The organism is Bradyrhizobium sp. NP1, from assembly GCF_030378205.1.
GTDB lineage: Bacteria > Pseudomonadota > Alphaproteobacteria > Rhizobiales > Xanthobacteraceae > Bradyrhizobium.
Genome location: NZ_CP127385.1, coordinates 4,398,297 through 4,409,928, shown reverse-complemented (window position 1 = coordinate 4,409,928; position 11,632 = coordinate 4,398,297). Strand labels below are relative to the sequence as shown.

The 11,632-nt window shown below is 63.2% G+C and carries 15 protein-coding genes; 11 read left to right on the top strand and 4 right to left on the bottom strand.

From position 1 onward, the window contains the following. Window positions 1–7 precede the first annotated feature (7 nt). A complete protein-coding gene (locus tag QOU61_RS21330; protein ID WP_289653168.1) occupies window positions 8–166 on the bottom strand; it encodes a DUF5993 family protein in 159 nt (52 codons plus the stop codon). Window positions 167–401: 235 nt separating this feature from the next. Between QOU61_RS21330 and QOU61_RS21325 the strand changes: the two genes are divergently transcribed. The 4 genes from QOU61_RS21325 (at window position 402) to QOU61_RS21310 (ending at window position 2,991) form a co-directional block, all read left to right on the top strand. Next, window positions 402–1,721 (top strand): dicarboxylate/amino acid:cation symporter, encoded by a 1,320-nt coding sequence (locus QOU61_RS21325; protein ID WP_289653167.1) that lies wholly within the window; start codon window positions 402–404, stop codon window positions 1,719–1,721. Between the two features lie 34 nt (window positions 1,722–1,755). After that, entirely contained in the window at window positions 1,756–2,124 is a 369-nt protein-coding gene (locus QOU61_RS21320; RefSeq protein ID WP_289653166.1) for an ArsC family reductase, read from the top strand. Between the two features lie 224 nt (window positions 2,125–2,348). After that, a complete protein-coding gene (locus tag QOU61_RS21315; protein ID WP_289653165.1) occupies window positions 2,349–2,477 on the top strand; it encodes a hypothetical protein in 129 nt (42 codons plus the stop codon). A 118-nt stretch (window positions 2,478–2,595) separates the two neighbouring features. Beyond that, entirely contained in the window at window positions 2,596–2,991 is a 396-nt protein-coding gene (locus QOU61_RS21310; RefSeq protein ID WP_289653163.1) for a VOC family protein, read from the top strand. Here QOU61_RS21310 and QOU61_RS21305 read toward each other — a convergent pair. Together QOU61_RS21305 and QOU61_RS21300 are read right to left on the bottom strand one after the other, a co-directional pair. Next, the gene (locus QOU61_RS21305; RefSeq protein ID WP_289653162.1) at window positions 2,988–3,608 is read right to left on the bottom strand and encodes a hypothetical protein; all 621 of its coding nucleotides are present in this window, start codon (window positions 3,606–3,608) and stop codon (window positions 2,988–2,990) included. The two genes, QOU61_RS21310 and QOU61_RS21305, sit on opposite strands and share 4 nt — an antisense overlap. 4 nt (window positions 3,609–3,612) lie before the next feature. Beyond that, entirely contained in the window at window positions 3,613–4,218 is a 606-nt protein-coding gene (locus QOU61_RS21300) for a PAS domain-containing protein (RefSeq protein WP_289653161.1), read from the bottom strand. A 353-nt stretch (window positions 4,219–4,571) separates the two neighbouring features. On the opposite strand from QOU61_RS21300, the gene QOU61_RS21295 reads away from it, so the two are divergent. The 7 genes from QOU61_RS21295 to QOU61_RS21265 all read left to right on the top strand — a co-directional run bounded on the left by QOU61_RS21295 (window position 4,572) and on the right by QOU61_RS21265 (window position 11,224). Then, window positions 4,572–5,327: an ABC transporter ATP-binding protein gene (locus QOU61_RS21295; RefSeq protein ID WP_289661654.1), complete on the top strand. Its 756-nt coding sequence runs from the start codon at window positions 4,572–4,574 to the stop codon at window positions 5,325–5,327. Further along, window positions 5,320–6,072 (top strand): ABC transporter ATP-binding protein, encoded by a 753-nt coding sequence (locus QOU61_RS21290; protein ID WP_289653160.1) that lies wholly within the window; start codon window positions 5,320–5,322, stop codon window positions 6,070–6,072. Before QOU61_RS21295 ends, QOU61_RS21290 begins: the two co-directional genes overlap by 8 nt. Window positions 6,073–6,104: 32 nt before the next feature. Then, window positions 6,105–7,325 (top strand): ABC transporter substrate-binding protein, encoded by a 1,221-nt coding sequence (locus tag QOU61_RS21285; protein ID WP_289661652.1) that lies wholly within the window; start codon window positions 6,105–6,107, stop codon window positions 7,323–7,325. 93 nt (window positions 7,326–7,418) lie between these two features. Next, window positions 7,419–8,282 carry a branched-chain amino acid ABC transporter permease gene (locus QOU61_RS21280; RefSeq protein WP_289653159.1) on the top strand — a complete coding sequence of 288 codons (864 nt, stop codon included), beginning with the start codon at window positions 7,419–7,421 and terminating at the stop codon, window positions 8,280–8,282. 1 nt (window position 8,283) lies between these two features. Next, complete coding sequence (locus QOU61_RS21275) at window positions 8,284–9,252, top strand: branched-chain amino acid ABC transporter permease (RefSeq protein ID WP_289653158.1); 969 nt, start codon at window positions 8,284–8,286, stop codon at window positions 9,250–9,252. A 167-nt stretch (window positions 9,253–9,419) separates the two neighbouring features. Continuing rightward, window positions 9,420–10,064: a DUF47 domain-containing protein gene (locus QOU61_RS21270; RefSeq protein WP_289653157.1), complete on the top strand. Its 645-nt coding sequence runs from the start codon at window positions 9,420–9,422 to the stop codon at window positions 10,062–10,064. Window positions 10,065–10,219: 155 nt separating this feature from the next. Next, the gene (locus QOU61_RS21265; protein ID WP_289653156.1) at window positions 10,220–11,224 is read left to right on the top strand and encodes an inorganic phosphate transporter; all 1,005 of its coding nucleotides are present in this window, start codon (window positions 10,220–10,222) and stop codon (window positions 11,222–11,224) included. Here QOU61_RS21265 and sugE read toward each other — a convergent pair. Then, on the bottom strand, window positions 11,217–11,531 hold the full coding sequence (sugE, locus tag QOU61_RS21260; RefSeq protein WP_289653155.1) for a quaternary ammonium compound efflux SMR transporter SugE: 315 nt from the start codon (window positions 11,529–11,531) through the stop codon (window positions 11,217–11,219). The two genes, QOU61_RS21265 and sugE, sit on opposite strands and share 8 nt — an antisense overlap. Window positions 11,532–11,632 lie beyond the last annotated feature (101 nt).

Sequence of the window (11,632 nt, the reverse complement as noted above, 5' to 3'; positions counted from 1 at the left end):
ACCGGTCTCAGAATGAAAGGCTCAGCCGGTCGGTAGCATGATGCAGGAAGGTTGCGACGCACGCGATAAGGACAACGGCAAACACCCCGATCGCGAGTGGTCGCGGACCGCGCCAGGCGATCAGCATGGCGATGGCGATGGCGAGAAACAGTGCGGTGAATTCCATGGTCAGCCCCCAACGGAACAGCGCCGTAGTCTATGATAGATTCGCCGATCTGGTTGACGGAAAAACTTGAGCGCCACCGCGGCTGTTGGAGTGGATTTGACGATATGGCCTGCTGAGCCGGGATGCGAATGCCGGAATCGAACCATCGCCGTGAGCGAGAATGTGCATTGTTCCGCGCGCAATGCTCCGCCATGATTGCGCCGCCCGCCTTGCATACCCGACCTGAGTCCATCCCATGACCACAACAGCGCCCCGTCCCGCGGTCCATCGCAAGCCCTGGTACAAGATCCTGTACGTGCAGGTTCTGATCGCGATCGCGCTCGGCGTCGCGGTCGGATACCTCTATCCCAATCTCGGCCAGGAGCTGAAGCCGCTCGGCGACGGCTTCATCGCACTGATCAAGATGATGATCGCGCCGGTGATCTTCTGCACCGTCGTGCACGGCATTTCATCGATGGGCGACCTCAAGCGCGTCGGCCGGGTGGGCCTCAAGGCGCTGATCTATTTTGAAGTGGTTTCGACGATTGCGCTGGCTGTCGGCCTTTTGGTCGGCGAACTGCTGCAGCCGGGCCACGGCTTCAACATCGATGCGGCCTCCATCGATCCGAAATCCGTCGCCTCCTACGTCACCAAGGCAAAGGAGGAGGGCATCGTCGCGCATCTGATGGCGATCATTCCCGACAGCTATTTCGATGCGCTCGCGCGCGGCGACCTTCTTCAGGTCTTGCTGATCTCGATCCTTTCCGGCTTTGCCATCGCCTTTCTCGGCAAGGCCGGCGAGCCGATCTCCCACGCCATTGACCAGGCGGCGAAAGTCTTTTTCGGCGTGATCCGCATCATCGTGCGCGTCGCGCCGCTCGGTGCGTTCGGCGCGATGGCGTTCACCGTCGGCGCTTACGGCCTCGGCGCGCTGTGGAATCTGGTTGCGCTGATCGCCACATTCTATCTCACTAGCATCCTCTTCGTGCTGATCGTGCTCGGCGCAATTGCGCGCTTTTCCGGCTTCTCGATCATTCGTTACATCGCCTACATCAAGGACGAACTTCTGATCGTGCTCGGCACCTCGTCATCGGAAACCGTGCTGCCGCAGATGATCCAGAAGATGGAGCATCTCGGCGCGTCGCGATCCGTAGTCGGCCTCGTCATCCCGACCGGCTACAGCTTCAATCTTGACGGCACCAATATCTATATGACCTTGGCCACGCTGTTTCTGGCGCAGGCGACCAACACCCACCTGACGATCTGGCAGGAGCTCGGCATTCTGGGTGTCGCCATCATCACCTCGAAGGGCGCCTCAGGCGTCACCGGCGCCGGATTCATCACGCTGGCGGCGACGCTTTCCATCGTGCCTGACATACCGATCCAGTCGATCGCCATTCTGGTCGGCATCGACAAGTTCATGAGCGAATGCCGCGCGCTGACCAATCTGATCGGCAACGGCGTCGCCTGCATCGTGATCAGCCGCTCGGAAGGCGAACTCGACAAGGACAAGCTGCACGAGGCGATGGCGCATCCGATCGAGCTCGGCGAGGCGCTGGAGCCTGGCGCGGTCTAGCCATCCTTTGAATTCATCCGACAAGGGGCGCATCATGTCCAAAACCGTCATCTATGGCATCAAGAACTGCGACACCATGAAGAAGGCCCGCGCCTGGCTCGACGGCCACGGTGTTCAATACGATTTCCACGACTACAAGGTCGCAGGCATCACCAAGGACAAGCTGAAACACTGGAGCGATGAGCTGGGGTGGGAGGCGTTGCTCAACCGCGCCGGGACCACGTTCAGGAAATTGCCCGACGCCGACAAGGAGGGGCTCAACGAGAGGAAGGCGCTGGCCCTGATGCTGGCGCAGCCCTCGATGATCAAGCGCCCGGTGCTCGAACTCGGCGCCAAGCTCCTGGTCGGCTTCAAGCCGGAGACCTACGCCAAGGAAGTCAAGCCGTCCGGCAAGGCGCGCTAGTGGAGCGGATTTGACGTTCGCTACCCATTTGCCGCGCTTCACTTATGCGAACGTCAAATCCAAAGCTCCACTAGAATAAATAATTTGCTAGTGGTCCTTTGATTCTAACATTCGCAAACGTGCCTCCCAAAGTGGGGAGCGAATGTTAGAATCGGACCACTAGCCGCGGGCGGCGCACGCGACGGGGGAGGGAAAATCGCCCTCCGTCCTGCTAGGCTTCATCCATGGCAAGCCAGCGAGGGCGCGGCCGGCCCGCTTTCGATGATCTGCTTACGCCCGCCGAATGGCGGGTGGTCGAGGCCGTGCGCCACGGCCTGACCAACCGGGAGATCGCGGCGCGGCGTCAGCATTGATGCCGCGAAGTATCACGTCTCGAACGCGCTGCAGAAGCTGGGGTTGACCTCCCGCAGGCAGCTTCGGGAATGGAGAGGTGCCGCACGGGCCAGCGCGCTGGCCGCGACGGAGGCCGACATGGACGAGCCGTTGAAGATCGGAGCAGTGGGGCAGATCGCGCGCCGCGTCAGGGATATCGAGGCCGCGCGGCGCTGGTACGCAGACGTCCTCGGTCTCAAGCCTCTCTATTGCTTTGGCGATCTCGCCTTCTTCGATTGCGACGGCATCCGCCTGATGCTCAGCAAGGACGAAGCGGGCAAGCCGAGCAAATCCATTCTTTATTTCCGTGTCGCGGACATTCGCAGCGCGCATGCCGAATTGAGCGCGCGCGGCATCGTTTTCCTCAACGCGCCGCACATGATCCATCGTCATGCCGACGGTACGGAGGAGTGGATGGCCTTCTTCAAGGACAATGAGGACCGGCCACTGGCGATCATGGCGCAGGTCAAGCCGGCCGCGGCTGAAGGCCGCTAGCCGAACTCGATGATCTCGTCGGTGCCGCCTACCGGCCGCCGCGCCATCTCGCGGTCGATGACGGCGTTGACGACGCCGATCGGCAGCGATTTCGGGCGGCGACCCATGAGGTTGTGCACCTTGAAGCCGCCGTCGATACTGATCGCCTTGTAGGAACCGATGATCTTTTCGACCCTCGTGCCGCTTCCGAACGGCAACAGCAGCCGCTCGTAGGAAACCTCCTTGCCGTCCGCATCCTGCACCATCGCGACTGAATAGGTCGGCCGGCAGTGGCTGATGCAGGCGAGATAGGACGGCACGACCCGGGCGTAACGGTCCGGACCGATGGCATCATCGAGATAGCGGTTGACCCGCATCTCGGGTGCGACGTGGTCGTTGCCGTAGGTGGCGGTCAGCCGCGCGCCTTCATGGGTGATGACGAAGCGCGCGGCAGTACCTTCGCCCTCGACGTCGAAGCTCATCATGTCGGCGAGTTCGTCGGCGATGCGCTCCGGCCTGAAATCTGCGACCGCGGGCAGCTGCTGCGGCTTGCGCAGCGTGCGCAGCCAGGTGTTGAGCAGGTCGCGCTGCCTGATCGAGCGGACGACGGACGGGTTGGCGCTCTCGAACTGCGTCATCGCACTAACCGAACTCGATCGCGTCGGCCGCATCGATCCGGCCCGGCGCGCGATGGAACAGCTCGCGATCGATGACGGCGCGAAGCTTCGGCGTCGGCAGCGTGCTGGAGCCGCGCATTAGGTTTCTGATCTCGAAACCGCCGTCCTCGCTGATCGTCTTCAGCGAGGCGATGATGTGGGTGACGTCGCCGGTGCGGTCGGAAAACGGCAACAGCAGGCGTTCATAGGCGACGACGCGTCCATAGAGGTCGTCGACGTTGGCGATGGTGTAGACCGGAAGCTTTCGCGCGATGCACCGGTAATAGACCGGCATGACGACCGGCGCGAGCCTTGCGCCGAGATAGTCGTCGAGCAGCTTGCCCTTGCCGTTATGGCCGTAGGCGCTCGACATGCGCGAGCCGTCGGTTTCGATGGTCAGGCGCGGCGGCTGATGGGCGGTATCGACGCTGTAATAGACGAGGTCGGGACGCTCGTCCTCAATCCGCGGCGGCAGGTATTCGGCAATCGGCGGGATCGTCTGGGAGCGCGCGTAGAGCCGGAGCCAGACGTTCAAGAGATCGCGCTGCTTGATCGATTTGACGATCGACGCGCTGGCGCCCTGAAATTCCACAGCTGAAAATCCGTTCTGGATGAAACCTGGCCATGATCGGGCTTGAGGTGAAAATTTTCTGTGAAGGCGGCTTGGCGGAACAAAACACCGTTAACGGTCGCTTATCCACGGCCCGCAGCAGGCTTTTCGGCACGGCGCGTCGCCTTCGACTAAGGGCCAAGCCGCCGCGCCGGGGTTGCGACCGCTTGCCCAGCTTTCCGCCTTGCCTAACCCCTGTCGCCTCCGGCATATTCCGGCCCGGAGGCGGCAGGCCCGGACGGTTCCAAGACGTCCGGTTACGAACCTGCCGGTCAGGAAAGGAAGATTGGCCGCGCGCGGGAGGCCTCGCGACGCATGGCCAAGGGGGAATTTATTTGGCCGATGAGTTCATTCTCGAAACCAACGGATTGACCAAGGAATTCGCGGGTTTCTTCGCCGTTCGCGACGTCGCGCTGAAGGTGCGGCGCGGCAGCATTCACGCGTTGATTGGTCCGAACGGGGCGGGCAAGACGACCTGCTTCAATCTCCTGACCAAGTTTTTGAAGCCGTCGGCCGGGCAGATCCTCTACAACGGGAGGGACATCACCGCTATGGCACCGGCCGACGTGGCGCGGCTGGGCCTCGTTCGTTCATTCCAGATCTCGGCGGTATTTCCGCATCTCACGGCGCTGGAGAACGTGCGGGTGGCGCTGCAGCGCCAGCACGGCGCCTCGTTCGATTTCTGGCGCTCCAAATCGGCGCTCAACCGCTTCAACAGCCGCGCGCACGAACTGCTCAACGACGTGGGCCTGAGCGAGTTCGCCAATACGCCGGCGGTCGAGATGGCCTATGGCCGCAAGCGCGCGCTGGAGATCGCGACCACCCTCGCGCTCGATCCGGAGATGATGCTGCTTGACGAGCCGATGGCCGGCATGGGCCATGAGGACATCGACAAGATCGCGGCGCTGATCAAGCGCATTTCGGCGAAATACACCATCCTGATGGTGGAGCATAATTTGAGCGTGGTCGCCAACCTCTCCGACATCATCACCGTGCTGACTCGCGGCCAGGTGCTGGCGCAGGGCAACTATACTGACCTTTCCAAGGACGAGCGCGTCAAGGAAGCCTACCTGGGAGCTGGTCATGCCTGATGTGACAACGGCCGAGGCCACGCTCGCAAAGCCCGCCGCGGCAGGCGGGCAGGTGCTCAGCGTCCAGAATCTCGAAGCCTGGTACGGCGAATCGCACATCCTCCACGGCATCAACTTCAACGTGAATGCCGGCGAGGTGGTCACGCTGCTTGGCCGCAACGGCGCCGGCAAGACCACCACGCTGAAGTCGATCATGGGCATCATCGGCAAGCGGACCGGCTCGATCGCGTTCGGCGGCCAGGAGATCATCCGCGCGACCTCCGACCGGATCGCGCGGCTCGGCATCGCGTTCTGCCCGGAGGAGCGCGGCATTTTTGCCAGCCTCGACGTCCGCGAGAACCTGTTGCTGCCGCCGGTGGTGCGGCCGGGCGGGCTGTCGGTCGAGCAGATATTCAACCTGTTCCCGAACCTGAAGGAACGCCTCAACAGCCAGGGCACCAAGCTGTCCGGCGGCGAGCAGCAGATGCTCGCGATTGCGCGCATCCTGCGCACCGGCGCCAACTTCCTGATGCTGGACGAGCCGACCGAGGGGCTCGCGCCCGTCATCATCCAGCAGATCGGCCACACCATCGCGCGGCTGAAAAAGGAAGGCTTCACCATCCTTCTGGTCGAGCAGAATTTCCGCTTCGCCTCGACGGTGGCGGACCGCTACTACGTCGTCGAGCACGGCAAGATCATCGACGGTTTCGCCAATTCCGAGCTCCAGGCCAATATGGGCAAGCTGCACGCTTATCTGGGCGTCTGACCAAAGACAGAAATTCGAAAAAGGGAATGAACATGAAGACCAACGCCATTGCCTCCCTGCTGCTCGGTACCGCGCTCGCGCTGGTGGCCAGCGCCGCGTCGGCGCAGGACAAGACCGTGAAGATCGGCGCGCTGTCCGACCAGTCGGGCCTCTATGCCGATCTCGGAGGTCCCGGCTCGACGCTGGCGGCGCAGATGGCGGTCGAGGATTCCGGGCTCACCAAGAAGGGCTGGAAGATCGACGTGATCTCGGGCGACCATCAGAACAAGCCCGATATCGGCAGCACGATCGCGCGGCAGTGGTTCGACGTCGAAAAGGTCGACGTCGTCGTCGACGTGCCGAATTCCGGCGTGGCGCTGGCCGTCAACAACGTGGTCAAGGAGAAGAACGGCGTCTACATCAATTCGGGCGCGGCCACCTCCGACCTCACCAATGCGCAGTGCTCGCCGAACACCGTGCACTGGACCTACGACACCTACATGCTCGCCCACACCACGGGGCAGGCGCTGGTGAAGGCCGGCGGCGATACCTGGTTCTTCCTCACCGCCGACTACGCCTTCGGCGCGGCGCTCGAGCGCGACACCACCGCGGTCGTCGTCGCCAATGGCGGCAAGATCGTCGGCAGCGTCAAGCATCCGCTCAACACCTCCGACTTCTCTTCCTTCCTGCTCCAGGCCCAGTCGTCCAAGGCGAAGATCATCGGCCTTGCCAATGCCGGCGGCGACACCACCAATTCGATCAAGCAGGCGGCCGAGTTCGGTATCGTCAAGGGCGGGCAGAAACTCGCGGCGCTGCTTCTGTTCCTCACCGACGTCAAGGCGATCGGGCTCGAGACCGCGCAGGGTTTGAACTTCACCGAGACCTTCTACTGGGACATGAACGACCAGACCCGCGCCTTCTCCAAGCGTTTTTCCGAGCGCATGAAGAACAGCGCGCCGCCGACCATGGTGCAGGCCGGCGTCTATTCGGGCCTGTTGCATTACTTCAAGGCGCTGGAGGCGCTCGGCGGCAATCCGCATGACGGCGTCAAGGTGGTCGAGAAGATGAAGTCGATCCCGACCGATGATCCCTTGTTCGGCAAGGGTTCGATCGAGCCCAACGGCCGCACCATCCACAGCGCCTATCTGTTCGAGGTGAAGAAGCCGTCGGAGTCCAAGGCGCCGTGGGATTTCTACAAGCTGGTCGGCACCGTTCCGGGCGACGAGGCGTTCACGCCGCTCTCGCAGAGCACGTGCGCGCTCTTGAAGAAGTAGTATCGCGCGAAGGCCGCCGGCCTCGCGCCGGCGGCCTTTGAGCGAAGTGGACAGGATCGAGCGCCACGGGATTGAGCGCGAAAGAATGGAACCATGCAGGCTCTCTACGCACAGCTTCTGGTCGGACTGATCAACGGCTCGTTCTACGCGCTGCTCAGCCTCGGGCTTGCCGTGATCTTCGGCATGCTCAACATCATCAACTTCGCCCACGGCGCGCTCTACATGATGGGCGCGTTCTGCGCCTATTTCCTGCTCAATGTCGCCGGCATCGGCTACTGGCCGGCGCTGATCATCGCGCCGATCGTGGTCGGCATCTTCGGCATGATCCTCGAGCGCACTATGCTGCAGCGGCTCGCCGGGCTCGATCATCTCTACGGCCTGCTGCTCACCTTCGGCATCGCGCTGATCGTGCAGGGCGTGTTCCAGAACTATTTCGGTTCTTCCGGTCTGCCCTATGCGATCCCCGATGAGCTCAAGGGCGGCATGAATCTGGGCTTCATGTTCCTGCCAGTCTATCGCGGCTGGGTGGTGGTGTTCTCCCTGGTGGTCTGCCTCGCCACCTGGTTCCTGATCGAGAAGACCCGGCTAGGCGCCTATTTGCGCGCGGCGACCGAAAATCCGACCCTGGTGCGCGCCTTCGGCATCAACGTGCCCAGGATGATCACGCTGACCTACGGCCTCGGCGTCGGGCTGGCGGCGCTCGCCGGCGTATTGTCGGCGCCGATCAACCAGGTCCGGCCGCTGATGGGCGCCGACCTCATCATCGTGGTGTTCGCGGTGGTGGTGATCGGCGGCATGGGCTCGATCATGGGTTCGATCATCACCGGCTTCGCGCTCGGGGTGATCGAGGGACTGACGAAATATTTCTATCCCGAGGCTTCCAACACCGTGGTGTTCGTGCTGATGGTGCTGGTGTTGCTGGTGAAGCCGGCGGGACTGACCGGACGGGCGGCCTGACATGACAGCAATCACCGACGATACCTTGCCGATGACGCCGCGCGCGATGCGCGACGAGATGACCGTGTTCGCGATCATGGCCGTGCTGCTCGGGGTCGTGCCGTGGACCGGCCTCTATCCGTTCTTCGTGATGCAGGCGCTGTGCTTTGCGCTCCTGGCCTGCGCGTTCAACCTGCTGATCGGCTACGGCGGCTTGCTGTCGTTCGGCCACGCGATGTTCCTCGGCACCGCCGGTTATGTCAGCGCGCACGCGCTCAAGGTATGGGGCTGGCCACCCGAACTCGGCATCGTCGCCGGCACGGCCGCAGCCGCGGCGCTCGCCGTCGTTACCGGCTTCGTGTCGATCCGCCGCCAGGGCATCTATTTCTCGATGATCACCCTGGCGCTGTCGCAGCTCCTCTACTTCATCTATCTGCAGGCGCCGTTCACCCATGGCGAGGATGGCATCCAGGGCATTCCGCAGGGTCATCTGTTCGGTATTTTCGACCTTTCCAGGCCGATCACTCTCTATTACGTCGTGCTGGCCGGCTTCCTCGGCGGCTTCCTCCTGATCTACCGCATCATCAACTCGCCGTTCGGCGAGGTGCTTAAGTCGATCCGGGAGAACGAGCAGCGCGCGATCTCGCTCGGCTACAAGACCGACCAGTACAAGTGGCTGGCCTACGTTCTCTCCGGCACGATCGGCGGCTTCGCCGGGTCGCTGAAAGTGTTCGTGGCGCAGAACGCTTCACTGACCGACGTGCACTGGACCATGTCGGGTGAGATCGTGCTGATGACGCTGGTCGGCGGGCTCGGCACCATCTTCGGCCCCGTCGTCGGCGCCTTCGTGATCATCGCCATGCAGCAGTATCTGGCAGGCTTCGGCCAGTGGGTGACGGTGATTCAGGGCGTGATCTTCGTCGCGTGCGTGCTGATGTTCCGCCGCGGCGTCGTCGGCGAGATCGCGCATTACTTCCGGATATCGCTCTAAATCTCGGATTTCCCGAGGCATTTTTAGCTTTGCCGCCAGTCGCCGTGCCACAAAGCGGTGGATGATCCGGTTTGGCCCGCCGCCCGCGGCGCGCTTCACTGCAAAATGGTCTATGACGGTTTCGTGACAGACCGCTCCGGCCCGTTCCAGGACAATGGAATTGATCCATGATGCGTTGGTTTCGCGCCTTTCTACCCAAGGAGGAGCGGTTCTTCGACCTGTTCGCCAGACATGCCCAGACCGCGGTGTTGGGCGCCCAGGCGCTGCAGGACATGCTGCGCGGCGGCGAGGAGACGCCGGTGTTCTGCCAGCGCATCAACCAGATCGAGAATGACGCCGACGGCATCACCCGCGAGGTGCTGACCGCGGTACGCCGCACCTTCATCACCCCGTTCGACCGCGGCGACATCAAGAACCTGATCACCGCGATGGATGACGCCGTCGACCAGATGCAGCAGACCGCGAAGGCGGTGATGCTGTTCGAGGTGCGCGTCTTCGAGCCGCCGATGCGCGAGATCGGCACGCTTCTGGTCGAATGCGCCAATCTGGTGGTGCGGGCGCTGCCGCTGATGCAATCGATCGGCCACAACGTCGCGATGCTGACCGCGATCACCGAGGAGTTGACCAAGCTCGAAGGGCGCGTCGACGACCTCCATGACATCGGGCTGAAGGAGCTGTTCCTCAAGCATCGCAATGCCAACACCATGGATTTCGTGGTCGGCGCCGAGATCTACGACCATCTCGAGAAGGTCGCCGACCGCTTCGACGACGTCGCCAACGAGATCAGTTCCATCGTGATCGAACAGGTATAGGCATGATCCGGACCCGAAGGGCCGCGTTAGCGCAAAGTGGGAGCCGGTCTTCCCTCGCGACAAACGCGGACCGCGTTTGCGCGGAGATCATGCCCTATAAAAATCCCTGGAGCGCGATCGCGCTTCAGCGCATCGCGCTCTAGGGGGCAGGGTCCGTGGACGCCACGCTGGGTCTTCCGGTTCTCGCGAGCCTGATCGCGGTCGCGCTGCTGTTCGATTTCCTGAACGGGCTGCACGACGCCGCCAATTCCATCGCCACCATCGTCTCGACGCGCGTGCTCCGGCCGCAATATGCGGTGTTCTGGGCCGCCTTCTTCAACTTCGTCGCGTTCCTGGTGTTCGGCCTGCACGTGGCGCAGACCATCGGCACCGGGATCATCGACCCCGCGATCGTCGATGCGCGCGTGATATTCGCGGCGCTGGTCGGCTCGATCGTCTGGAACTTGATCACCTGGTGGCTCGGCATCCCCTCGTCCTCGTCGCATGCGCTGATCGGCGGGCTGGTCGGCGCCGGCATGGCGAAGGCCGGGATCTCTGCGGCGGTCTGGAGCGGGCTGTCGAAGACCATGGCCGCGATCGTGCTGTCGCCGCTGGTCGGCTTCCTGCTTGCGATGGTCCTGGTCGCCATCGTCTCCTGGGCCTCGGTGCGGTCGACGCCGTTCGCGGTGGACCGCGCCTTCCGCATCCTGCAATTCGTCTCGGCCTCGCTCTACTCGCTCGGCCACGGCGGCAACGACGCGCAGAAGACCATGGGCATGATCGCCGTGCTGCTCTATTCGCAGGGTGCGCTGGGCACGGAATTCTTCGTGCCGTTCTGGGTGGTTTTGGCCTGCCAGGCCGCGATGGCGCTGGGTACGCTGATGGGTGGCTGGCGCATCGTCCGCACCATGGGCTTGCGCATCACCAAGCTGACGCCGATGCAGGGCTTTTGCGCCGAGACCGGGGGCGCGGCGACGCTGTTCATGGCGACCTTCCTCGGCGTCCCGGTTTCCACCACCCACACCATCACCGGCGCGATCGTCGGCGTCGGCGCGGCGAGGCGCGTCTCGGCGGTGCGCTGGAACGTCGCAAGCTCCATCGTCTATGCCTGGGTGATCACCATCCCGGCGTCCGCGGCGGTGGCCGCGCTGGCCTATTGGGCGGTGGCGCTGATCAGGTGACGAGCTTGAGCCCGACGATCCCCGCCACGATCAGCGAGATGCTGGCCAGCCGCGCGGCGGTCGCCGGCTCGCCGAACAATAGGATGCCGAGTATCGCGGTTCCCACCGCGCCGATCCCGGTCCATACCGCATAGGCCGTTCCAATCGGCAGCGTCTTCAGCGCCAGCCCGAGCAAGATCACGCTCCCGGCCATGCTGAGCAGCGTCAGCGCTGACGGCACGAGCCGTGTGAAACCCTCGGTGAATTTGAGGCCGATCGCCCAGCCGATCTCCAAGAGCCCGGCCGCGAACAGGATGGTCCACGCCATGACAACCCTCCGTTTTAAAGGCAGGGTCGTCCCCGCGGATAGTTTCGAGGAGAAGGTCGTCCTTCCCACGCCGGATATAGGGATTACGGAACGCTTCGCAA